General features: G+C 47.4%; 17 protein-coding genes. 12 read left to right on the forward strand and 5 right to left on the reverse strand.

The window, feature by feature from the left end:
• The first annotated feature begins 126 nt into the window (after window positions 1-126).
• From KE626_RS16530 to KE626_RS16550, 5 genes are all read left to right on the forward strand, one after another.
• The gene (locus KE626_RS16530; protein ID WP_211974028.1) at window positions 127-720 is read left to right on the forward strand and encodes an RNA polymerase sigma-70 factor; all 594 of its coding nucleotides are present in this window, start codon (window positions 127-129) and stop codon (window positions 718-720) included.
• Between the two features lie 108 nt (window positions 721-828).
• Window positions 829-1,878: a FecR family protein gene (locus KE626_RS16535; protein WP_211974029.1), complete on the forward strand. Its 1,050-nt coding sequence runs from the start codon at window positions 829-831 to the stop codon at window positions 1,876-1,878.
• A 181-nt stretch (window positions 1,879-2,059) separates the two neighbouring features.
• Window positions 2,060-5,596, forward strand: coding sequence for a SusC/RagA family TonB-linked outer membrane protein (locus tag KE626_RS16540; protein ID WP_211974030.1), 3,537 nt, complete (start codon window positions 2,060-2,062; stop codon window positions 5,594-5,596).
• A 25-nt stretch (window positions 5,597-5,621) separates the two neighbouring features.
• The gene (locus tag KE626_RS16545) at window positions 5,622-7,433 is read left to right on the forward strand and encodes a RagB/SusD family nutrient uptake outer membrane protein (RefSeq protein ID WP_211974031.1); all 1,812 of its coding nucleotides are present in this window, start codon (window positions 5,622-5,624) and stop codon (window positions 7,431-7,433) included.
• 8 nt (window positions 7,434-7,441) lie between these two features.
• Window positions 7,442-8,335 carry a metallophosphoesterase family protein gene (locus KE626_RS16550; protein WP_211974032.1) on the forward strand — a complete coding sequence of 298 codons (894 nt, stop codon included), beginning with the start codon at window positions 7,442-7,444 and terminating at the stop codon, window positions 8,333-8,335.
• A gap of 108 nt (window positions 8,336-8,443) precedes the next feature.
• On the opposite strand, the gene KE626_RS16555 is transcribed toward KE626_RS16550, so the two are convergent.
• Both KE626_RS16555 and KE626_RS16560 read right to left on the reverse strand, forming a co-directional pair.
• The gene (locus KE626_RS16555) at window positions 8,444-9,247 is read right to left on the reverse strand and encodes a DUF4846 domain-containing protein (RefSeq protein WP_211974033.1); all 804 of its coding nucleotides are present in this window, start codon (window positions 9,245-9,247) and stop codon (window positions 8,444-8,446) included.
• Between the two features lie 72 nt (window positions 9,248-9,319).
• Window positions 9,320-10,072 carry an SDR family NAD(P)-dependent oxidoreductase gene (locus KE626_RS16560; RefSeq protein WP_211974034.1) on the reverse strand — a complete coding sequence of 251 codons (753 nt, stop codon included), beginning with the start codon at window positions 10,070-10,072 and terminating at the stop codon, window positions 9,320-9,322.
• A 131-nt stretch (window positions 10,073-10,203) separates the two neighbouring features.
• Here KE626_RS16560 and KE626_RS16565 point away from each other — a divergent pair, with 131 nt between their 5' ends.
• The 7 genes from KE626_RS16565 to KE626_RS16595 all read left to right on the forward strand — a co-directional run bounded on the left by KE626_RS16565 (window position 10,204) and on the right by KE626_RS16595 (window position 20,041).
• Window positions 10,204-10,566, forward strand: a complete 363-nt coding sequence (locus tag KE626_RS16565) for a winged helix-turn-helix transcriptional regulator (RefSeq protein ID WP_211974035.1) — start codon at window positions 10,204-10,206, stop codon at window positions 10,564-10,566.
• A gap of 115 nt (window positions 10,567-10,681) precedes the next feature.
• Window positions 10,682-11,467, forward strand: a complete 786-nt coding sequence (locus KE626_RS16570) for a carbonic anhydrase family protein (protein ID WP_211974036.1) — start codon at window positions 10,682-10,684, stop codon at window positions 11,465-11,467.
• A 175-nt stretch (window positions 11,468-11,642) separates the two neighbouring features.
• Entirely contained in the window at window positions 11,643-12,197 is a 555-nt protein-coding gene (locus KE626_RS16575) for an RNA polymerase sigma factor (RefSeq protein WP_211974037.1), read from the forward strand.
• A gap of 67 nt (window positions 12,198-12,264) precedes the next feature.
• The gene (locus KE626_RS16580) at window positions 12,265-13,344 is read left to right on the forward strand and encodes a FecR family protein (protein WP_211974038.1); all 1,080 of its coding nucleotides are present in this window, start codon (window positions 12,265-12,267) and stop codon (window positions 13,342-13,344) included.
• A 144-nt stretch (window positions 13,345-13,488) separates the two neighbouring features.
• On the forward strand, window positions 13,489-16,899 hold the full coding sequence (locus KE626_RS16585) for a SusC/RagA family TonB-linked outer membrane protein (protein WP_211974039.1): 3,411 nt from the start codon (window positions 13,489-13,491) through the stop codon (window positions 16,897-16,899).
• Window positions 16,900-16,909: 10 nt separating this feature from the next.
• A complete protein-coding gene (locus KE626_RS16590) occupies window positions 16,910-18,859 on the forward strand; it encodes a RagB/SusD family nutrient uptake outer membrane protein (protein ID WP_211974040.1) in 1,950 nt (649 codons plus the stop codon).
• Between the two features lie 21 nt (window positions 18,860-18,880).
• Window positions 18,881-20,041, forward strand: coding sequence for a DUF1735 domain-containing protein (locus tag KE626_RS16595; protein WP_211974041.1), 1,161 nt, complete (start codon window positions 18,881-18,883; stop codon window positions 20,039-20,041).
• A 142-nt stretch (window positions 20,042-20,183) separates the two neighbouring features.
• Here KE626_RS16595 and KE626_RS16600 read toward each other — a convergent pair whose 3' ends face one another.
• Genes KE626_RS16600 through KE626_RS16610 form a run of 3 tightly spaced genes read right to left on the reverse strand, consistent with a single transcriptional unit; the run spans window position 20,184 to window position 24,284 of the window.
• On the reverse strand, window positions 20,184-22,109 hold the full coding sequence (locus KE626_RS16600) for a beta-N-acetylhexosaminidase (protein ID WP_211974042.1): 1,926 nt from the start codon (window positions 22,107-22,109) through the stop codon (window positions 20,184-20,186).
• Entirely contained in the window at window positions 22,109-23,161 is a 1,053-nt protein-coding gene (locus tag KE626_RS16605) for a DUF6528 family protein (protein ID WP_211974043.1), read from the reverse strand. The genes KE626_RS16600 and KE626_RS16605 overlap by 1 nt, the downstream gene beginning before the upstream one ends.
• Before the next feature lie 4 nt (window positions 23,162-23,165).
• Window positions 23,166-24,284, reverse strand: a complete 1,119-nt coding sequence (locus KE626_RS16610; RefSeq protein ID WP_211974044.1) for a DUF6528 family protein — start codon at window positions 24,282-24,284, stop codon at window positions 23,166-23,168.
• Window position 24,285: the final 1 nt, after the last annotated feature.

Raw genomic sequence — 24,285 nt, forward strand, 5'->3', positions numbered from 1 at the left:
AATATCCGGGGAATCCAAAAAATGTATATATTGCCGTCAGTTGAATAATGAAAGGATTAATGAGCAACCAAAATCCATAACAAACAGTTAATAAAAGAGTTATTCCGTTTTTTATATTTTTGCGCCATGGGAGAAAATGAGCAGATAAAATCGCTTTTTCAAAGGGTCTGCTATGATGATAGTATACAGGCGTACAACGAACTATACATAGCCTTATGCACCCGGCTTATTCATTTTTCTGCATCCATTGTATCCTCGTTTCACCTGGCAGAAGAAATTGTGTCAGATGTATTTATTTCGTTGTGGCAAAAGCGGCGCGATATGTCGCACGTGGAAAACCCGGTGGTATACCTGTATGTAAGCACCAAAAATCTCTCTCTTAATACGTTACAACAGCAAAAAAGGCATCAGCACCATTCCCTGGACGCCTTAAATGCCGATATGCTGGTAATTGCACCGGAGGCTGAAAGCGGCATGGTATCGGCGGAAGTATCCCAGAAAATAGAGCGGGCAATCCGCAGCCTGCCTACCCGCTGCCAGCTGATATTCCGTTTGATTAAACAGGACCGGCTCAGTTACCGGGAGGTGGCCACCCTTTTAAATATTTCCACCAAAACGGTGGATGCCCAGCTGACGATTGCGGTGAAGAAAATATCCCAGGCCATCCGCTTTGACCTGTCGGATGAAACAGCGCAGACCTACCTCCGGCAGGATTCTTAAATTTTTTTTCAATTCCTTTAGGGAACTTTTACGGGTTTATTTGTCCTTCTTATAGTTGCAGGGAGTAAAAGGATTTTTCCTGGCTTCCGGCAGCCCGCCACTTCTATTATGAACCAAGAAAAACTTTATGCGCTGCTGGCCCGCGAAATGGCCGGTACACTTACCGCAGAAGAAGCCACTGACCTGCAACAGTTGTTGCAGCAATACCCCGACGCCGGCTACATCCGGGAGGTATTTGCGCAAAACTGGGCGCCGGCAGGCAAACAATATACCGGGCTGCAGGTGCAGCTGCTGCTGGAGAAACACCGGCAGCGTATGCAGGAGATGCCTGATACCGTTAGGGAAACAATCGTTCCGGTGAGGCGCAGTATGTGGAAACTATACAGCGGCATTGCCGCCAGCATATTATTACTCACGGTTGGCGGGTATTGGTTTTACAGCGGCAGGCAGCAGGCCCCCGCTCCGCAGGCGCAGCTGGTCACAGAAAAGAGAATGCGTACGCAGGTATTGCTGCCCGATGGTTCCCGTGTTTGGCTGAATGCCGGCAGTAAGCTGGATTATCCTAAACAGTTTGCCGCACATGCGGCCCGGGAAGTAACGCTGGAAGGAGAAGCCTTTTTCGTGATAAAAGCCGATGCAGAAAGGCCTTTCCGCGTACATACGCAGGCCTTTCATGTCCGGGTGCTGGGAACCTCCTTTAATGTGAGGGCCTATCCGCAGGAAGACAGTGCCGAAACCTCCCTGGTGCAGGGTGCTGTGGAAGTAGTGCTGAACAATGCGGAGAACCAGGTCATCTCCTTAAAGCCAAACGAGAAAATTACCATCCCTGTACATCCGGTAGTGGCTGAAAGCCATGCCACCACCGCACCCGTGGTCATCTATAAAAGTAAATTAATTCCTGTGCAGGATAGCATTATTCCTGAAACCGCCTGGGTACAGAATAAACTGGCATTTAAACACCTGGAACTGGAAAAAGTAGTGGTGATGCTCGAACAGTGGTATGGAGTGGAAATTGGGTTTAAAGATGACAGCAAAAGAGATCTCTACTTCAGTGGAGTATTTGAAACAGAAAGCATAGAGCAGGTGCTGGATGCGCTGGAAACAACCATGTCATTTACCTGGCATAAAGATGCCGCCGGGAAAATATGGATTAAATAAAACATTCACTTGTAAAACACGTCTGACAAAGTAAACAAACAGTAAAAGAACTATTCGCAAGTAAGCTCTAACCGAAAAAAAAACGGGAAATGTTCGCACCATTCCCCGTGTAAATATCGGTTAACAGCATTGTATTGGGTAAACTTTCCATCAACAATTAATTAACCAACAAAACAAATGTATGAAAAAAAGTACAGTGGGCAAGTGGCTTCCGCCTAAGCGGGAGTTGTATAAACTGTTGATTTTTATGAAGCTTTCAATGCTCCTCGTCACCGTTGCCTGTTTACATGTAAGTGCATCGGTGCATTCTCAATCCACCATCACCGTGAAGCTCAACCAGGTACAGCTGGAAAAGGCGCTCACGATGCTGGAAAAAAACAGCCATTACCGGTTTGTTTACAACGATGACAACCTCCCGTCGAATCACAAAATTTCGTTGGATGTGAAAGACTGGAGCATAGATATGGTATTGAATAAAATACTGGATAATACCTCCCTTCATTTCCGGAAAATGTCCGACAACCTGATTGTAATTGCGCCCGCCGCCGTGGTGAGCAAGGACAATACGGTAAAAGGCCATGTGGTAAGTCCTACCGGGGAAGTATTACCGGGTGTGAGCGTAAGGTTGAAGAACACCAGTATTGGTACCGTTACCAACGATAAAGGTGATTTCGAGTTAAAAGTGCCGGAAAACGGTATCCTGGTGGTGACCTATATCGGTTATGACCAGCAGGAAGTGTCGCTCAACGGCCGGGAAACGCTCACTATTACCATGGAGCCATCCAAAAATTCTATGGAAGAGGTAATTGTGGTGGGTTATGGTACACAGCGGAAAATAAACGTGACCGGCGCGATCGATCAGATTGCCGGAAAACAGCTGGCAGCAAGACCTATCGCCAACGTGATGCAGGGGTTACAAGGTCTCAGTCCCGGACTGAACATCAGTTACTCCGGTGGTCGCCCCGGACAAACGCCGAAAATCAATATCCGTGGTTTTGCCACTATCGCCAGTGGTGATGGTATGGTAGCTCCACTCATCATTATCGATGGTATTACAGCTGCCACAGATGATATGATGCGGCTGAACCCTGCCGATATTGCATCCATCTCTGTTTTACGTGATGCTGCTTCTGCCGCCATCTATGGCGCCAGGGCTTCTTTCGGGGTAATCCTAATCACCACTAAACAGGGTACGCCGGGCGGCAAACAATCGCTCAGTTACAGCAATTATTTTGCAATGTCGCGCCGTACCGTGATGCCGGATGCGGTAACAGATCCATATATCTACTCCCGCGTACTTGAAACGGCCACCAATAACACCCCCTGGGATTATGTCAATTATTCCGATGAGTATTATAAATGGGCAAGAGAAAGATCCAATGACCCTTCTCTCCCCGATACCCGTATTGATCCCAGCGACCCTACCAAGTGGGCTTACATGGGCAGCAACAACTGGAATGATTACTTCTTCAGTAAAAGTAATTTCTCCCAATATCATAGTATTTCCCTGAGTGGTAGTGCAGAAACAGCTAAAAAGGCCCCTATATCTTACCTCATTTCAGCTGATTACACAAAGGAAAATGGTTTGAATAAGCTGGCTAAAGACGATTGGGGAAGGTATGGCATGCGTGCCAAGCTCAATGTAAGACCGATCAAATGGCTGCAGATCGACAATAACCTGAGCATTTACCAGACCAAGGCTGATGCACCCGCATATAACATCACCGATGTGTACTACCTGCAACCTACACAGGTAGCGGTAAACCCCGATGGTACCTGGGCTAATACCGGCGCAGGCCGACTTGCTGCGCAACTGGTAGACGGCGGCCGTAATCTCCAGACCCGCTTTGGTTTCCAGGATGTGATCCGTGGAGTGGCTTCTTTCCTCAATAATGATTTACAGATCACCGGCGATGCCAGTTTCAAAAGAGAACTGTGGAAATATCATGTGGATCAGAAACAATATAACATTGGTTACGGTCCAAAAGATATACGCATGGAAGGACCGGGTAATGGCGTAACAGAGAACAATGGTACCATTAATCACGATGTTTTCGACCTCTTCGCCAACTATCATAAAACCATTGCAAAAAACCACAGCTTTACCATACTGGCCGGATATAACCAGGAAAGCTATGAATGGCAACGGATAGATGCCAGCAAGCAAAAGATCATCTCTTCCTCGCTGCCCTACATCACCCTCACCAGCGGTGATCCTACGGTAGGAACAGAATACTACGCCTATGCTATCCGGAGTTTTTTCGGAAGGATTAATTATACCTTTAAAGACCGTTACATCGTAGAGGCTAATGGCCGGTATGATGGGTCATCCAGGTTTCCGAGCAGTAACCGCTGGGGTATGTTCCCATCCGTATCTGCCGCATGGATAGCCAGCGAAGAAGGCTTTATGCGCGGAATGTCTCCCGTACTGTCTACCCTCAAATTCAGAGGCTCTTACGGTAGTCTGGGTAATCAGAGTGTTCCCTACTTCGGATATATACAAACATTACCCACCACCAAATCCGGGTACCTGATAGACGGTAATATTAATCAGACCGTTATAGACGGCTCGCCATTACTGCAGGTGGATCCATCCAGCTATACCTGGGAAAAAGTAACGACCACTAACGTAGGCGTGGATATGGGCTTTTTGCAGAATAAATTACAGGCATCATTTGACTACTTTGTACGTAACACAAGGGGCATGCTCACCAAGGTGCAGGAACTGCCCGGCGTATTGGGCACCGATCCTCCCAAACAAAATGCTGCCGATTTATCTACCCGCGGATGGGAGCTGACGCTGGGTTATCGTACCGACTTCAATGTGGCCGCAAAACCACTCAACGTGGGCGTGAGATTTACTTTGTCTGATGACAAAACAAAAATCACCCGTTTCCAGAATGACCAGAAATTATTTGGATCGAAGTACTGGGTGGGACAAACCATTGGTGAAATATGGGGCCTGACCAACGACGGTTATTTCCAGAATAAAGATGAGATCAATAAACTGGATGAATCTGCCATTATTCCATGGGGTTCACTGGATATCGTGCAGGGATGGCCAAAGTACAAGGATCTTAACGGCGACGGAAAAATTGAACAGGGTATTTCCGCGAAAGATCCTAAAGATTTAAAAGTGATTGGTAATACAAGTCCGCACTACCGCTTTGGCTTTAATGTGGATATGAATTGGAATGGTTTTGATCTTTCCGTATTCCTGCAGGGAATTGCAAAGATGGATTATTACCCTCATCACTACCTGTTCTGGGGGCCTTACCAGCAGCCATATGCCAATATCTATCCCTGGAATCTTGATTTTTACCGTGCCGCAGCAGATAATGAAGCTACCCGCGCACAACACAGCGATTCTTATATCAAGGCAGGACTGGCAGATGCCAACACCAATTCTTATTATCCTGTACTGCAATCCTGGTTGGCGGATGCTAACAACGGAAAGGGACTGGATATCCCTCAAACGAAGTATATGCTGAATGCTGCCTATTTACGTATCAAGAACGTTACAATAGGTTACACTTTACCAGCATCGCTTACAAAACGTTACCATATAAATCGTTTACGCGTTTACGTTACTGGCGAGAATGTATTTGAGTTCTCTTCCATCAAAAAGTATGTGGATCCGGAATCTATTATAGACGGTTACGGATGGGCCTACCCTTATCAGCGCAAATATGCAGTAGGATTGAATCTTGACCTGTAAAACCGGACCTTTTAAACATCGTAACATGAAAAAAATTACCAGCTATATTATTGTCGGGATCCTGGTCATCAGTGCATCCTGTAAAAAAAGCTTCCTCGATCGCTATCCGCAGGATGCCATCGCACCGGATTTATTCTTTAAATCAGAGAGTGACCTTTCCCTTTACGTCAATGGGTTGCTTAGTCTGCCCGGCACAGGTGAATACCTGGGCGACCAGAGCAGCGACAACATGGCTACCACCGGCAACGTTGAAATAAAAAGCATCATGACCGGCAAGCCCAGTTCACAAACTATTACAGGCGGCTGGAATTGGGATCGCTTACGCGACATCAACTATTTCCTGGATAATTATGATAAAGCCAGCGTAACCCAGGAAGTAAAGGATCACTATGCGGGTCTGGCCAGGTATTACAGGGCTGCCTTTTATTATGATAAAGTAAGCCGCTTCTCTGATATACCCTGGTATAGCAACACGCTGAAGCCGGGCGACTCCAGCCTGTATAAGCCGCGCGATTCCCGCGCTCTCGTGGTAGACAATATCATCGCAGATCTCACATTTGCCACCCAACATATCAGGGAAAAAGTACCAACCGGTACCCCTAACCTATGGGCAGCAAAAATGCTGTATGCGAGGATCGCGCTTTATGAAGGCACCTTCCGCAAATATCACCCCGAACTCGGTCTGCAAAATACTGCTACCCGTTTCCTGGATAGCGCCAAAGCACAATCGCTTGACATCATTAATTCCGGCAAATTCAGCGTTTACAAAGGGTTACAACCTGATGCCAGCCAGGATTATGCGGCACTGTTCTCCAGCCAGGATCTCCTCAGAAATCCAGAGGTGATACTCGCCTGTCCATATGATTACACCAAAGATCCGAACAAGAGCAACAGCAATATTAACGGCTACCTCTTTGGTGACTATGAGCAATCTCCATCAAGAGACCTGGTGCAAACCTACCTGATGAAGGATGGCAAGCGTTTTACCGATATTCCGGGTTATGATAAATTCCTGTTTACCCAGGAATTCCAAAACAGGGATCCCCGTTTAAAACAAACATTGGTATTCCCAGGATTTAAAAGGGCGGTTGATGCAACACCTTACATACAACGCTTAAATAAAAACTTTACCGGCTATCACCAGGTGAAAGGCTATGCCAATAGCACAGACAACATCATTGCAGGCAGCATCGATTTCCCGGTATACCGCTATGCAGAAGCGTTGCTTACCTATGCAGAAGCAATGGCAGAAGAAGAAAAGCTGTCACAGGCCGATCTTGACAAAACCGTTAACCTGCTGCGCAAACGTGTTGGTATGCCAGATCTGAACATGGCTGATGCCAACGCCAACCCTGACCCGGTGGAAGCCGCCAGATTTAAGGATGTAACAGGGGCCATGAAAGGTGTGATCCTCGAAATACGTCGTGAAAGACGCGTGGAATTTGCACTGGAAGGATACCGCTATAATGACCTTATGAGATGGCATGCAGGCAAAGTGCTGGAAAAAATACCGGAAGGCATGTACTTTCCCGGCCTTGGAAAATACGATATGACCGGTGACGGGGTAGATGATATTATCCTGATAGATAAAAGTGCAGACATTCCGGTTGAAAACGCCAAAGAAAAAAATTCCCTTGGCATTCCGCTGATCTACTACAAAGCCGGATCTATCGGGGAAGATGTAACAGTGTATCTAAAGAATGGTACCGCAGGCGGCCCCATTGTAACGGAAACGCGCCTACGCACTTTCCAGGAACCTAAATTCTACTATCGCCCGATACCATACACACAGGTGGCCCTGAATCCAAACCTGAAACAAATTTTCGATTGGCAATAAACCATTTTATGAATAGAAGAGATATCCTAAAACACACAGGACTAATAGCAGCCGGCACCCTCCTGGGGCCGGCTGCCGTTAAGGCGGCAACAGCCGACAAACGTAAGCCGGCCCTGACCATTGCACATATAACGGATGTGCATATACGTGAAGACCTCAACGCCCCCGCAAGGTTCAAAAAATGCCTGGAAGAGGTAAAGCGCAAAAACGTAGACTTCTTTCTTAACGGCGGCGACTCCATTTTTGACGCTTCCTACGACGACGTAAAAAGAGAAAGGGTGACGCAGCTCTGGCAGATATGGGATGATTGCATCAGCACCTTGAAATCGCATGATGTTTACAGCTGTCTTGGTAATCATGATATGTGGTGGAAAGCCCCGGCCAAAGACGATCCTATGTATGGTAAAGACTATGTGGTACAGCGTTTGAAAATACCGCACCGCTACTACAGCTTCACCCGCAAAGGCTGGCATTTTATTATCCTGGACAGCAATAACGACAAAGTATCACTCGATGAAGAACAGTACCTGTGGTTGGAAAAGGACCTGCAACAATTACCTGCCGGCACCCCTACCCTGGTAATGTCCCATTACCCGATCCTGGGTATTACACCTATCCTCGTAGGTGGCGGCCACTCCGATCATCAACGCCTGAAATCTTTATTTTATACGCATCGCGATAAAGTAAAAATATGCCTGAGCGGTCATAACCACCTCTCCGATAATACCGTGTACAATGGCGTACGGTATTGCTGCAATGGCGCGATGAGCGGTTTCTGGTGGGGTACGGGAGATAAAGAATCCGCCGGAGAAGGTTACTATCTTGAAACACCTCCCGGGTATGCTATCCTTAAATTATACGCAGATGGCGAAGTAGAGAATGAGTATATCGCTCATTCGTGAGGAAAGAATTACGGAGAAAGAATTACGAATTACGGAGTTGTGTGTAGATAATAGCGGATGATTACCTTCGCTGATATCTACACACAACTACGTAATTCGTAATTCTCTTCACGGCCACCTCCTCAACTCCCCGGCATCAAACACCCATTCCGGTGTTAGCAGTTTACCGTTGAAACCTCCGTGGTACCAGGGCGATGATACAGCCGGGTTTTTTAATACATGCATATTCTGCGCCGGCATATAGCTTTGTACCAGCAGGAAAATCCGCTCTCCTGCTGCATTCTCTGCCACATCCATTACAATTACTGCATGGCCTGGCGCCCCTCCCCTGATAAATACATCACCTGGCAGTAATTTTCGTGTATCCTTTACCGGTACCAGCTCCTTACTGAGCGACAATGTTCCCGCCCAGGAAAATACCGTTTCAAGATATTGTGTAAAACAAGTCTGGCCACTGCCAGGAGCCGCCTGCCGCACTTTACGGAGACGATTATTTTTAAGCAGGAAACGATCCCCTTTCATCCAGTCGCTGTAATTCATCCTGGTACCGTCTGTGGCATTAAAGCCTATTTTCCCGAATGATTTCTCCGCGTATAAATATTCGGCGTATAAACGCATCACGGCATCTGCGCATTGCTGCAGGTCCTTGCTGCCAACGGAAATATCCAGCACCGCGTATTGCGCCTGCTGATTTCCCTTTAATTGTCCGTTATAGAGATATACTTTGTTGTCGGCTTTCAATGGCATCGAACGTAGCCAGGCGCCGAAAGAACCGGCTGGTTGTGCCACCCGTTTATACCCTGCGGGAAGCGGTATACCGGCAACGGTATGTGGAGGGAGATGAGCCTTTGCTGACGGTGCAGCAAACAGGCAGATAAGCATAGCAAGAACATGAATCCGGGCTGATAGCATAACAATGAATTTCATGGAAGATGCAGCAGCGGAGAATTTCCATAAAGATCATTCAGAATATCCATGACATCCCTAAAACGCATACCGCCGCATCCCCCCGTCTACCACCACCACAGCACCGGTTACATACTGCGCACGGGGCGACACGAGAAAGGCGACCATATTGGCGATATCCTGGGGCGCGCCAAAATCTCCCAAAGGTATTTCCTGCTCCGCAAACTTTTTCCGTTCCTCACCGGGAAAATAAGGGCGGATGTTTTCCGTGTCAATAAGACCGGGTTGCAAACAATTGACCCTGATACCATACTGCCCCAGCTGCCCGGCAAGGCCTTTTGACCATGCGGCCACCGCTGCTTTGGCAACGGCTGAAGCGTTAAGCATACGCAACTCGTAGGTACTGGTGATGTTCAGGATCACCCCGCTCCTGCGTTCCATAAATTGGGGTAACAGCTGTTGCGTAAGCTGCCGGTGACGGTTAAAGTCCAGCGTCATAGAGGCTGTCCAGCCCTCTTCATCGCCAATTACATCCATCGGACGACTGCGTCCTGCATTGTTGACCAGGATATCTACATGCCCCAGGGCCGATAACGCCGCGGCTGCGATCTTTTGCGGCGCATCGGGTGCTACAAAATCATACCCGAATAATACCGGTTCCACCCCGCCCGCTGCTGCAATTTCAGTTTTAAGGCTATTGAGCAACTCCTCATTCCTGGCAGTGGCAAATACCTTCACACCTTCTATGGCTAATTCCTTTGTAATGGCCCTACCAAAACCCTGGCTGGCGCCACTTACTATTGCGGTCTTTCCTTTTAAATACAGATCCATAATGCTGTGCTTTATTTGGACAAATGAAATGATCACCGTCCGGTTAAAAAATTTCTTTGTAAAAGTAGCAGGTAGCCACTAATTTTATGTAGTATACAGCCAATTGTGTGGTACGAACAAATATGTAACTAATGGCAACCAGAAAGAAAAACTCTACCTACTCCCGCAATGAGACTATTATCATTGAATGTGATCTTACCTATGCCGTTAATAAAATAGGAGGCAGATGGAAAATACTGATACTAAGTAAACTGGAAACCCAAAAATACCGCTTCAGCGAGTTGAAAAAGGAGCTGCCCTATATCACAGAACGCATGCTGACCCTGCAGCTGCGGACATTGGAAGAAGACGGCCTGGTAAAGCGAACCGTATATGCGGAAGTGCCGCCAAGGGTAGAATATGAACTCACTGAAATGGCAAAAGAGTTCGGCCCCATTTTTAAACAACTCAGCGAATGGGGTGGCAAACACAGGAACGCAATAATAAAAGTATAACGCACAGGACAATAGAAATTATTGTAATTTTGACAATCAATATCAGTATACCTGATTGGGATCAGACCATTAGCAACAACCGCCTTATTCATTCGTCATCTTAAATCTACTATCCATGCAAAAAAACAACCTGTTGTATTTGTATACTTTGGGATGCTCACTTCTCCTGGGTGCCTGTAACGGATCTTCGTCTCACAAAAACCTGCCCGGTGGAGACAGTGTCAGCATAGTAAAAGAGGATAAAGTAGCGATAGATACCAGCGACGTGCTGGAAAACTCGGTTCTTACCCAGGCGCAGCAGCAGGCGCTAAAACCGGAAGACGTATTGAACATCCTGATGCAGGGAAACAATGATTTTGTAAATGACCGGTTAACCGTCAGAAATACTTCGGCCCGGGTACGGGCAGCCGCTTTAAGTCAATATCCCAAAGCGGTTATTCTTTCCTGCCTGGACTCACGTGTACCGGTGGAAGATGTTTTTCACAGGGGAATCGGCGATGTGTTCGTGGCCAGGGTGGCAGGCAATGTGGTAAACGAAGATATACTTGGAAGCCTGGAATACGGTTGCAAGGTATCCGGCGCCAGGGTAATTATTGTACTCGGACATGAGCATTGCGGAGCTATTAAATCGGCTATCGATAATGTCAAATTGGGCAATATAACAGCCCTGCTGTCAAAAATACAACCCGCCGTCACCAGCGCTAAATATGATGGGGAAAGAACGGCTAAAAATGAAGCCTATGTGCATGCCGTATGCGAACAGAATGTGCGGCTCACCCTGCAGGAGATACGAAAAAGAAGTCCCATACTCGCTGAAATGGAAAAAAATAAAGCATTGATCATCACCGGCGCGGTATACGACATGAACACAGGGAAAGTAATCACCGTTTCAAACAATTGATGTTATTTTGACTTTTGCTCCCGGAATTTTGACCTAATCTTGGTAAATCCGCAACGTGACCTTAATTTAATTTCCGATTAAACTAGTCCGACTATACTGTGGGTACCGGAATATGCCCGCGCTGTAATCCTTAGTATTGCTTACTCTTTATTATTAAGGCACTGACCTACCCGTTATGAAAGGAGGAACCGAGGCGAGGCTTCTATTCCAGCAACTACAGGCCGCCAATGGCGAAGCTGTTCTTGTGAAGCTGCACAACTTATATTTCAGCCGTATATTCAAACTTATTTTCTCGCTGGTGAAGCAGCGTGAATCCGCCGAAGAATTGGCCAGCGACGTGTTTGTACAGTTATGGCAACGCCGGGAAAAGATGTTGGATGTGGCCAACCCGGAAGTATATCTGTATGTAATTGCCCGTAATAAAGCCTTCACTTTTCTGAAACAACAACTAAACGTCACCGAACCGCTGGAAAACATTGAAGACTTCCGCCTGGAAGTAGCCCGCTCACCCGAAGAACTGCTGATTTCTTCCGAAATGCTGCTCCGTATCAATGCGGCCATCAACCAGCTTCCTCCCAAATGCAAGCTCATATTCATGCTGGTTAAAGAGCAATCGTTTAAATACCGCGATGTCGCCGTAATATTAAATATCTCCCAAAAAACCGTGGAAACGCAGATGGGTATTGCATTGAAGAAATTAAGCAAAGCCTTCACCTTTTCCACCACATAATTTTTTTCCTGCCTTTAAGGGTAAACAATCGTTTTACCACTCCTTCTAATAAACGACCATCGTCTAAATGGACAGAATCTGGGAACTACTCGCTAAAAAATTGAATCACGAGATCTCTGATCAGGAGATTAAAGAGCTGGAGGAACTGCTAATGAAACATCAGCAGGAATTTCAGCAAAGCGAAGTACTGGATGCTGTTTACAACCTGGAAATTATTACGGAGGAAGAATCTTCTATGATCTCGCGAAGCGAGCATCGTCTTCGTCATGCCCTCGGACAGCCAGCTGTAAACGATGAACCGGTTGATCCTACAGCGGAACCTGCGTTGTCCGGTGTTAAACATCATTTCAGACGTTTCTCTAAGATCTATGCAGCAGCCGCACTGAACCTGGCAGTGATCACTGTGCTTTACCTGGTAGCAGGTCGCAACGATGCCGGTACCTTCGGCAACAAGATCAACACGGAACGCGGCGCCAAAACAACCGTTCATTTACCGGATGGTTCTGTTGTTATCTTAAACTCCGGCAGCCGGCTGAGCTACGATAAGGATTTCGGTATAAAAAACAGGCTAATCAGCCTGGAAGGCGAAGCTTATTTCGATGTGAAGAAAAATCCGGCGATGCCCATGATCGTTTCCACTTCCACAGTGGCGGTGAAAGTACTGGGAACCACTTTTAATGTAAAAGCGTATGCAGAAGATTCCCTGGTGGAAGCTTCGCTGTTTACCGGCACCATTCAGCTGACCACGGAAAAAGATCCGGAAAGAGTGATCCTCTTAAGGCCACGGGAAAAAGTGATCATCAACCAGAAACAAAACCAGTACATCGCACCAACAGCAGCGAAAGAAACACACAACGAAACCGTATCGTTACAACATATGATGTTTAACCGGGTAGACAGCAGCTTCGACGAAATGGCCTGGCTGAAAAACAAACTGGTGTTCCGGTCTGCCAGGTTCCAGGATGTAGCCAATGAGCTTCAGCGAAGATTTAATGTAGTTATTCATTTTAATGATACGGTATTCCAGGATATCCGTATTACAGGAACATTTTCGGATGAATCAATTTATGAGATCATCCCGGCATTACAACAAACTATTCCATTTCATTATACGAGTTCGGGAAATAAAATTTATATCAACCAATAAATATCCGCCATGCTGATGATATCCTTCATGGCAATACTATTTTTTTAACAGCAACCGATGTATATACTAAGATATTGCGGACGTCATGAAGTCCGCCTGTATCTGCTTTGCCTTTAATCTTCATTTTTATAAACCAAAATTCACATGAACGTGAACAAATGCTGCAAGCTACTGCTGTATCTTACCGTCATTCTATGCTTAGGCCCGTGCCTGGGGGCCTTCTCACAGCAGATCAGCGTTCCCGCCGGTAAAAAATCTATCAGGGAAGTACTCGAGTATATCGAGAAAACCACCTCGTACCGGTTTCTTTATACGGAAGACCCGATGTTTGACCAGACTGCAGGTACCTATGATGGAAAAAGTACAGACATTACCACCGTACTAACTGCTCTGCTGAAAGGAACAGACATCGCTTTCCGGCTTAACAACAACAAGCTTGTAACGCTACACACACCACGTTCTGCGCTGCTGGCAGGCAGGGATACGGCCGGAACAAACATTACCATTTCCGGTAACATCGGCAATCTACAGCAGCAACCTTTAACTTCCGTTAGCATTTACCTGAAAGCAAACCCGCTGGTGGGAACCGTGTCCGACAAAAACGGATACTTTATCCTGAGTAATATTCCACGATATTCCACCCTGGTATTTTCATCTGTAGGTTACAAAACCCAGGAGGTTGATATTAAAACCATCCCAAATGCGAGTCTCCGGAAATTCCCGGTATTGATGGAGTCCGAGAGTCTTACGAAAGATGAAGTAGTGGTAACAGCAATGGGGGTGCAAAAAAAAGTAAGCGTAGTAGGCGCCATCACCACCGTAAACCCCACCGAATTAAGAGCACCCACCCGCTCCCTCACCACGCAACTTGCCGGCAGGGTGGCCGGTGTTACCTTTGTACAGCAATCCGGGCAGCCCGGGCAAGACGGCGCATCCTTTATCATCAGGGGCATTAACTCTGTTACCGGTAATACTGCCCCACTGGTGCTGATTGATGGTCTCAGAAGAAATATTGACGACGTAGACCCCAATGACATCGCCACATTTTCGATATTAAAAGATGCATCAGCAACAGCCGTATACGGACTGGAAGGCTCCAACGGTATCATCGTGATCACAACAAAAACAGGCAAGATCGCGTCAAGACCTACCATTCGCGTTTCAGCCTCCACCTCTCTCAACAACGCATCCTACAAACCCCAATGGGTGGATGCTCCCACCTACGCACGCATGAAGAACGAAGCGCTGGTGGTAAGAGGCAAGCGCCCGTTTTATACCAACGAAGAAATTGCAAAGTTTGCCGACACTGATATGGACTTCTACCCAAATGTAGACTGGTATAAAACGATGGTAAAACAAAACAACCCTTCCAATAAAGCCAATTTCAATATCAGCGGTGGTGGCAATGCAGTGAGCTATTATATGTCCGGCGGTTTTTACAACGAGAAAGGTATGTTCAACAGCAACAATGCCGCTAACGCAAACGCCAATTATAACCAGTTTAATTTCCGCTCCAACCTGAAGGCTGATCTATCGCCCTCAACAACACTAGGGATTGGGTTCGACGGGCGGTATAACACCACCACCGAACCCGGACAGGGAGTAGACAAGCTGCTCGATATTATGAATACGATCAACCCCACCTTATTCCCTGCAGAATATTCGAATGGCACTGCTCCGGAAGAACCCATTGGGATATCGAATCCCTATTCCCTGTTGAATAAAACAGGCTTTGTGAAAAGATATGCCAACTATATGTCCACGAACCTGAACGTAACACAGAAACTGGACTTTATCACCAAGGGGTTATTCCTGAATGGTATCGCTTCTTTTACCAAAAGTAATTTTTACTCCCACAACTATATAAAGAACTACCAGCGTCACGCTCCGGACTTCGCCAACAGCTACATGGGCTCGGGCAGAGACGAAAAGGGCAACCTGGTGACCATCAATAAAACACCGGACCTGGACGACAAAATGAGTTTCAGTTATGTAGCACCAACCGGTAACAGGGTAATAGAACTCCAGGGCAGCATGAACTACGTGCAAACATTTTTTAAAAAGCTGGCTGTAACAGGATTACTGTTATACAAACAACGCGAATTCCTGACCGACGCACCTGACGGCAGCGGCGCCACCTTACTTATCAATGCATTGCCGGCACGCGAACAATCTGTAGCAGGAAGATTAACGTTTGGCTGGAGCGACAGATATTTTACAGATATCAACTTTGGCGCCTCCGGATCACAGATGTTTACGCCAGACAAACGCTGGTCTACCTTCCCTTCCATTGGCTTTGGCTGGGTACCTTCTTCTGAAAAATTCTGGGGCGATATCTCCAACGTAGTCGACTTCCTGAAATTCAGGGTATCGTATGGTACCGTAGGCGCACCCGGAAATGCCACCCGCTTCGGGTATATGGCCACTACCGGTCCGGTAAACGGTTATACCTTCGGATTCGGACAGGCAGCGGGCAGCGGCAGCTATATTCCCGGCGTAGGCGAATCCAGGCTGGAGCAGCTGAACCTCACCTGGGAACGCAACCAGAAGTTAAACCTGGGTGCTGAAATAGGCTTTTTCAGAGAAGTAAAACTGGTGATCGATGCCTACCAGTATGTCAACAACGATCAGCTGATTGACCTGAACCGGTTACCTGCCACCCTGGGGCTTCCAGCCATTCCGAAGGCCAACCTGGGTAAAACAAAATCAAGAGGTATTGATTTTGACCTCACCTATACCAAAACATGGAACAATTTCAGGATCAATTACATCAAAGGAATTATCAGCTACAATACCAACACCATCCTGGAAAACGGACAACTGGACCCTAAAGTAGCCTACCAGAGCGGCATAGGACTCGACTGGGGCCGCAGCCTCAATTACATCGCACTGGGATTATTTAAAGACCAGAAAGATATTGATAACAGCCCGGTGCAAACCTGGAATAAAGTAATGCCCGGCGACATCAAGTACAAGGATATTGATGGCGATGGCGTGATCACACCTAACGACCGGATATGGACCGGGAATGCGTATCCTAAATGGAGTTACTCCCTTGCCATAGACCTGCGGTATAAAAAATGGACATTTGCCACCCGCGCCATTGGTAAATTCAATATGTACAGGAGCATCTCCGGCGGCAGGATACCTTTCAATCCGTATAATGCGGGCGGCAACGACAATGGCGCCGTTTATACCGCCGCAGTCAACCACCACTGGACACCCGCCTCCTACTCCGGCAACGCTGCCACTGAAAATGCCGGCGCAACTTATCCACGGCTGGGTTTTGGCACCGACAACCAGAACAATGCGCAGCAATCCACCTTCTGGTTAAGAGAAGCTTCTTACGTGAGGATAGCTGATGCAGAATTAGGCTACAACTGGACACCGAGGACCAAAAAATCCCCGTTCCGGAGTATTTATTACTATGGCAGATGCGATAATGTTGTCACCTTCTCAAAGTTCAAAGACTGGAATCCTGAGCAGTTTTCGTCGTTTGCCTATCCTTTGAAAAGAACAATATCCGTGGGACTGGAAATTGGATTTGACCTTTAAAACCGTGTACATGAAAAACAATATATCAAAATTATTCTTAGCCCTGTTGCTCGTGTTTCAATCTGCCGGCTGTCACTATCTTGAAGCAGACGAATACCTGCACGAGGTTAATAATCTCAATAACATCTGGACGCAACGGGTTGATATCCGTAAAGCCTGGGCCGCCTGCTATGGCAACATTCCCAACTATACCGATATGGTATATTCATGGCCGTTTAACACCAACTACGACGAAGGCCATGGCGGATTGGATAATTATCCCAATCTTATTTTTGCACAGGGTAAGTTCAACGCTGACGATCCGCTTTTCAGTTTCTGGGCCAACTATTACAAAGCAATACGCACCTGCAACCTTTTCCTGGAAAACTATCATAAAGCGAACGACAAACTGCTTGCGCCCGGCGAAGTGGAAGGATATGCCGCCGATGCCAGGTTCTTGCGGGCTTTTTATTACGCCCAGATGTTAGAACTATACGGCCCTTTTCCTATTGTGAACAAAACAATAGATTATTCCAACACAGAACAGCTGCCTACCAACAGGAATACAGAAGATGAATGCGTGAACTTCCTTGTATCGGAACTGGATTCCTGTATCAACCTGTTGCCCGCAAAGGAGAAGGTATTGACCTCGGAATTGGGCCGTCCTTCCCGTGAAGCCGCCATGGCCATCAAAGCCAGGGTATTGTTATGGGATGCCAGTCCGCTGGTAAACGGCAACCCCGACTACAGCAACTTCAAAGATCCTAAAGGGAAATCTTATTTTTCCGTAGCGGCTGATCAACAAAAGTGGAAGAAAGCCGCTGATGCCGCCAAAGCTGTTATTGACCAGGGCAAGTTCGAACTGTTCACCGTACCCGCCAACAGCGGTTATACAACTGTTCCCCTGGGCAACTTTCCCGGGAACAATGTAGCATGGCCCAACGGACCCGCTGGCATAGATCCATACCGTTCTTTCAAAGGACTGTTCAGCGGCGGAAAGGCTTACTGGAATAAGGAAGCCATCTGGATCGTTAATTTACCCGGCCAAACCTATAACCTCTCCATTCTCGGATTCCCGAGAAACTACAACAACGGTGAAGGTGCTGTCAATACAGCCCGCGTATGCGCCACGCAGAAACTGGTAGATGCCTTTTTTATGAATAACGGGGCTGTTATTGAAGCGGAAGACAGGAAACTATATAACGATGCAGGCATAGCCGAAGGCGGCGATGCATTTTACATAAAAGGAACAGGCAAAGATCCTGTTACGCCCATTATTACGGGCTTCAACCTGTCAAATACCAATGCAAAAGTTCCTAACCGTTGTTTGAACCGCGAGGCGCGGTTTTATGCAACGATCGGATTTATCGGGCGGGGCTACGAACAAAACAATGGCACGTACTATTATGCCGACTACAAGGCCAATGCACTGGATGGTTTCCTTCAGTCAGACAGACCTTCCACACGGTCGGGTTATCCTATCGTAAAATGGGTGGCCGACGATGATCAGAAAGCCGGTGGCAGTTACGACAAACCGTATCATGTAGTGCGTTTGGCCGAGATCTATCTTTCCTATGCCGAAGCGCTGAACGAATTTACACCCGGTGATGCCGATGTATTAAAATACCTTAACCTGGTGCGGTTTCGCGCCGGCTTACCCGGCTATGAACCCGCCAGCAAAGAAATCACCCGGGAAAGAATAAAACGCGAAAGATATGTGGAACTGGCTTTTGAAGGGAAAAGATATTTCGATTCCCGTCGCTGGAAAGACGCCGGCAAAACCACGCGTGATACCTGGGGGAACAGCCTGGGAATGGGCGGCCTCGTTTATGGTTGTAATTATATGGCCGCTGATGGCAGCTTCTACGACAGGGCTGTTATAGACGGATATGTATTCAGACCCAAAAACTATTTCCTGCCTATCCCTTTCCAGGAAGTGGCCAACTATTGGGGCACACTTTCACAAAATCCCGGATGGTAGATCATTCTTAAAACAGATATCATGAAACGCATTCATACTATATTTTTCTCGTTATCCGCTATGGCAGCATTCAGCAGCTGCGGTAAACCGGATTACGAAGACAAAGAGTTCTACAAACAGGAAGCCTATATTATTTCTGCCGAATCTACCTCCGCTACAGAGCGAGAAATATCGGAGCTACCGGCGCATACTTTTGTGGACACCATCAAGTACCTCAATGCCCAATACGACTCAGATACAATTATTGACACAAAAACTTTTGTGGCGCAGGTAAAGTTTAAAGTCGGTATTGGCGGATCATTGCCCGCCTCCCAGGATATCAGGATAGTAGTAGGTTTCGACGAAGAAACAATAGAGGATTATAATATCCTGAAGAACACGTCGAAGAAAACCCCGGATCCATCCGCCTATACTTCCAATGTTCCATACAACGAAAAAGAAAAGGGATTTGTAGTAGAGATAAAAAAAGGAACATCGTCTGCATCACTGATTTTTGATGTACCCATTGAAAGAACAAAGATGAGTGCATACGACGACTTCGCATTTTCCCTGAAGATCCTGCGTGCCGACAATGTGCCGCTAAGCAGGCAATATACACAGTTCCTGATTGCCGGTCTGTTGGTTACAAAAGACAAAACCGTTAACTGGTCAGGGTTTCCCATTCCCAAAATCCCTGCAGGAAAGTATTACTCCGTACAGCTGGCAGGCAACGCCGGCGAGAATAGTCCTGACGGAAGAACCAGGAAATATAAATACATTACCCCGATGAGCACCGGTGATGATCCGCAGCTCAATAATAAATACATCATCTGGGGCACGAGCGCCTGGAGCTTTGAAGTATTTGGTTTTCATGGTGCAGGCTGGATGTACAACGTGTTGAGCCTGGTAGACAAAGACTTCGGTACCTATCGTGTAGAACCGGTATTGGCGGGTAATACAAATTTCCCCGCACCCACCTTTGCCTATTCCACCGTACAGCAGTCGAGCGATGACAATTTTTATGATCCCAGGCTCAAAACCCTGACGATACACTACAAAAACGTTATCGGCAAAGACTACACCGATGTACTGACCTTTGAAAGCGCTGATTTTACACTGGATGTGGTACGAAGCGGAGGACCTGCTCCCCAGAGCTGGGCGGAAGTAAGAAGTAAAGGATTTAACTACTGGTTGCCGCTGTAAGGCTGATGATACTGGTCCTATCTGTCCTTTGAGATATTATACCCCAAAACAAAAAGCCTTGCAACGTGATGTTGCAGGGCTTTTAAATGATCGCAAAAGGAAAGAAGTTGCCATGCCGGATGAAAGCCATTATCCGATCATGCTAATTTCCAGTTTTGCGACTGTTATCCAGTACCGTACGCGTGATAATACTTCTGCGCCCTGCAGGAGTGATCACAATGGTTTTAAGTGTGATTGTTTTCCCTCGGGGAACAGTAATCATTACAGGTTTCCGATACTCATGATCATAGTCTCCCGGTGGCCGGTTGTTCAACGTATAAAATATCCTGGCTCCCGGCACAGGTGGTTGCGCCACTTCAAACCGGAAAGTATCGGTGAGTATTGTTGTATCCGTGTAGTTAAAAACTGTTGGCACCCGGTAGTTGAGGCCTGTATTGTCAAAGCGCGACAGGTGTAATGGTAATGCTGTGCCGGCGAAACGCGGATAGTCTTTGGCCGTTTCATCTGACCATCCTGTTTCTGCCAGCGCCAGCATACGTGGCAGGAGCATATATTGCAGTTTAGAAACATCGGAGATGTTTTCCGTCCATACGCAGCCTTCCACGCCCATAATATGTTTACGTTCTTCTGCGGATAATGCCCGGTATTCCGGGTTATACTGATAAGCTTTCCACACCGGTGCATCGCCGCCATGGCTCGATGGTTCCTGGTCTGAAGTACTTTGCGCATAATCAAAATAAAGCCCGTTGCCGCCGGGAGCCAGCACAATGTTCATCCCTTTTTTTATTTGCGCTATGGCCTCTTTTTCACCAAACCGGTTCATCACGGTAATGGTATCTTTTATGTTACCTGCTGCTACTTCATCCCAGGCGATCAACTTTTTGTGTTTGGACAAAATGATCTTGTTGACCCTTGAAACAAAATAGCGCTGCAGCTCATGGGTGTCATGGATGTGATGCTCCTTCATAAAACGCTGTACGCCGGTATTCTTCTCCCAATAGCCTTTGTAACATTCATCTCCGCCAATATGAATATAAGGGTAGGGAAACAATGCAGCAACTTCTCCCAATACCTTATCGAGCCATTGATACACCCGTTCATCGGTGGGGTCAAGGGAATTATCTGTATACATTTCAAAGCCGCCGTTAGAAAACCATTTGGCGAAACTGCTGCCGGGGTTTACCTTGGTATCAGCATTCTTTGTAACGCATAACCAGGGATATGCTGCAATAGCGGCCATCGAATGTCCCGGCACATCAATTTCGGGCAGTATGTCGATATGTCTTTCCGCCGCATAGCGGATCACTTCCTTCACCTGTTCTTGTGTATAAAAGCCTCCATCAGTGGCCTGTTCACCGGGTTGCGGCGGCAGTGTATTGCCGCCAAACTCAATCCGGGGCACACGCCAGGCGCCCACTTTTGTTAACTCCGGGCAACTTTTGATTTCCAGCCGCCAGCCCTGGTCATCGGTAAGGTGCCAGTGAAAACGATTCAGCTTATAGTCAGCCATCAGGTCGAGCAGATCTTTGATTTGTTCCACTGTAAAGAAATGCCGGGAAACATCCAGCATCAGCCCGCGGTAACCAAAACGGGGCGCATCTTCTATGGTTACACAGGGAATCACCGTTGCTCCGTTGACGGGTGCAGTGAACAACTGCAACAAGGTTTGCATGCCATAAAACAGGCCCGCACCTTTGCCGCTAAGGGTAATTCCGGCAGGTGTTACCGACAGCCGGTATCCTTCACCGGGGAGCTGTTCTGCCCCACTGTTGGTGATGAACAGTTCCGGCTGCCGGCCCGATGCTTTTGCGGCACCGGGTATCACCTTGTTTTTGAATTGCCAGGTGCTGAACAAACGACCAGTGAAATATTCAACGGTACGTGTTTCCTGAACATCAGCACGTATCAGTGTACTGGAGCCGAAGACAAATTTACCGGTATCCGTTTTTACGGAACGCGGCATAGGGATAAACGCAGGTACGGCCTGTTGAGCTGTACTGTTACCAATACTCAAGCCCAGTATAGCCAGGCAGCAGGTATATCTCTTTAAATATTTCTTTAAATACATCACTGGTAATTGTCGTAAACTATTTTTACTTTATAAAAACAGGCGCCGTTTACTATCCTCGATCCCTGCCATTGGCCGCCGGATGTATAGAAATCGACTGTGCCGGAAGACCAGTTATTAAGCGAGCAACTAATGGCCGGACGCGGATTTTTATTAGCGTCAGGACGCACGAGCACAATCTGTCCGCCGGGTTGGTTCCCTATGCCTTTTACAAAAGTCAGGTTGTTGGTCGGAGAAACGGAAAATGTTTTAGCCGTTTTATTAAACACATACTCTCCCCCGTTGGTGGTTACCCATAGCAGGTTGGTATTGCCATAATACGCACTTATTTCGTGGCCCCACGCTGTAGGCAACGTCACCCGGTATTGCTTTAATTCCGTTAACTCCGGATCGGCATCCGTTCCTCCAACCGCCAGCGCCGTGAGGATGTGCGCATTGTTGGTTAAGTCCTGGCCGGTAACCCATAACCCGTTTATTACAGGGTCCCATAGCACGGCGTGAGCCGCGCCTAAAGAATACTCCGTATAGGTATTATTATCAGCTCCCTGCGAAGAAGCATATACCCTGATCCAGTTACCATCAGCAGCTGCCAGCGCAATGTTACCATTGGGCAGCAGTTCTGCCGAATGGAGGTTGCCGCTGATCACTTTTGACCATACACGCTGTCCGGATGGATAGGCAATCAAAGCAGCCATGCCGTTATCGCTGATCACTGCGTAGCTGGCGTCCTGCCAGATTTTCATTTTCCGCACTTTAAAATCGGTACCTCCGCCAAAGCTCTTGACTTCGTTTGTGCTGAAGCCCAGCGAAGTAGTAGGCGACCACCTCCACTTTTTCGCCTCCGTGGCATTCCAGTCTGTCGCCATTGGATCATAGAGCTCTACCTGTTTGGACGCATCATTGGTTAACGCCAGCTGAAACCCCGGGTACGCCTGCACTACCGGCGGGTTGACAGTGGGACCGGGAGCTGGGTTAGCTCCCGGTTTTTTGCTGCAGGCTGCCTGGGAAATAACCCAGGCGATAGCAACACCCATCAGTATTATTCTTCTCATCGTATCAATAATAATTTGGATCAAACGCTTTCGCTTTATAGATAGCCGAGCCACTTACTGTACGGGAGCCGGTAGCAGCGCCGCTGGCAGCATTATAAAAATTGACCACCGAAGTGCACCAGTCGCTGGCAGGATACAGCGGGCAACCGCTGCTGGGCCGGGTTTCTATAAGGGTATTCTGACCGGGCTGACTGCTGATAGATTTTGTAAAAGATCCGTATGCGGCACCGGGGATGGAGTCGAAAGTGCCGGTAGATATATGGAAAGTATAAACGCCTCCATTGGTGGTAAGCAATAGCTGGTCCGGGTTATTCACATCGGCAGCAAGGTCGTGACCCCAGGGACTTGGCAGGCTGTCATAACTGGTATCCAGCTCCAGCTTAGGGTTGGTAATCGTACCTCCCGATATCACAGTATTATACTTGTATTTTCTCAGCTGGTTTCCCAGCGCCCAAAGCACCTGGTGTGTGGCATCCCACAGTACGGCATGGGCAGAAGCAAAATAATACTGCGTATTTACCCCATGATTGGGCGAAGGCTGCGAGGAAGAATATATACGGATCCATCCCTGTGGCCATTTCTTACCGGCGCTGGCTACCACGCAATTACCATCAGGCAATATTTCCATTGCATGCAAACTCGTAGTATCATTAAAACCCATCACCCATAGTTTTTGCCCTTTGGTGCCTGTACCGGTATAACGCGCAATAGTGGCCAGTCTGTAGGAGGTGGCGGTAATTACCTGTGCGGTATTGGCAAACACCGTGTTATTCCGCACCTTAATATCTGTGGGCGCAGTCCAGAGAGGTATTTCACTGGTGGCATTGTACGACAGTGCCGTGGTAGGCATCCAGCTCCATTTCATGGTAGACGAATTCCAGGAAGCATCTGCCGGATCGTATACCTCAATTCTGTTTAGCACCTCGTTGGTGGTGGCTACCCAGCAACAAGTGGCCAGTTCTGTTTTGGGCCCGGTGTTTTTCGGTTGAGGATCTTTCAACGGCGGTTGCTCTGCCTGCCGGGCGCAGGAAGCCATCGATAACACCAACCCCGCAAAAACTGTCAAATTAAGACAAACAGATCCTAAGCAGGAATTACCTGCCTTCATCATAATGTTTTTCATG

The organism is Chitinophaga hostae, assembly GCF_018224885.1.
GTDB lineage: Bacteria > Bacteroidota > Bacteroidia > Chitinophagales > Chitinophagaceae > Chitinophaga > Chitinophaga hostae.

Excerpts from the sequence above, each read along its gene's own strand:
- KE626_RS16540 (WP_211974030.1), top strand. The coding sequence starts at position 2,060 with ATGAAAAAAAGTACAGTGGGCAAGTGGCTTCCGCCTAAGCGGGAGTTG.
- KE626_RS16530 (WP_211974028.1), top strand. The coding sequence starts at position 127 with ATGGGAGAAAATGAGCAGATAAAATCGCTTTTTCAAAGGGTCTGCTAT.
- KE626_RS16565 (WP_211974035.1), top strand. The coding sequence starts at position 10,204 with ATGGCAACCAGAAAGAAAAACTCTACCTACTCCCGCAATGAGACTATT.
- KE626_RS16605 (WP_211974043.1), bottom strand. The coding sequence starts at position 23,161 with ATGAGAAGAATAATACTGATGGGTGTTGCTATCGCCTGGGTTATTTCC.
- KE626_RS16550 (WP_211974032.1), top strand. The coding sequence starts at position 7,442 with ATGAATAGAAGAGATATCCTAAAACACACAGGACTAATAGCAGCCGGC.
- KE626_RS16560 (WP_211974034.1), bottom strand. The coding sequence starts at position 10,072 with ATGGATCTGTATTTAAAAGGAAAGACCGCAATAGTAAGTGGCGCCAGC.
- KE626_RS16590 (WP_211974040.1), top strand. The coding sequence starts at position 16,910 with ATGAAAAACAATATATCAAAATTATTCTTAGCCCTGTTGCTCGTGTTT.
- KE626_RS16575 (WP_211974037.1), top strand. The coding sequence starts at position 11,643 with ATGAAAGGAGGAACCGAGGCGAGGCTTCTATTCCAGCAACTACAGGCC.
- KE626_RS16535 (WP_211974029.1), top strand. The coding sequence starts at position 829 with ATGAACCAAGAAAAACTTTATGCGCTGCTGGCCCGCGAAATGGCCGGT.
- KE626_RS16610 (WP_211974044.1), bottom strand. The coding sequence starts at position 24,284 with ATGAAAAACATTATGATGAAGGCAGGTAATTCCTGCTTAGGATCTGTT.
- KE626_RS16570 (WP_211974036.1), top strand. The coding sequence starts at position 10,682 with ATGCAAAAAAACAACCTGTTGTATTTGTATACTTTGGGATGCTCACTT.
- KE626_RS16600 (WP_211974042.1), bottom strand. The coding sequence starts at position 22,109 with ATGTATTTAAAGAAATATTTAAAGAGATATACCTGCTGCCTGGCTATA.
- KE626_RS16585 (WP_211974039.1), top strand. The coding sequence starts at position 13,489 with ATGAACGTGAACAAATGCTGCAAGCTACTGCTGTATCTTACCGTCATT.
- KE626_RS16555 (WP_211974033.1), bottom strand. The coding sequence starts at position 9,247 with ATGCTATCAGCCCGGATTCATGTTCTTGCTATGCTTATCTGCCTGTTT.
- KE626_RS16595 (WP_211974041.1), top strand. The coding sequence starts at position 18,881 with ATGAAACGCATTCATACTATATTTTTCTCGTTATCCGCTATGGCAGCA.
- KE626_RS16545 (WP_211974031.1), top strand. The coding sequence starts at position 5,622 with ATGAAAAAAATTACCAGCTATATTATTGTCGGGATCCTGGTCATCAGT.
- KE626_RS16580 (WP_211974038.1), top strand. The coding sequence starts at position 12,265 with ATGGACAGAATCTGGGAACTACTCGCTAAAAAATTGAATCACGAGATC.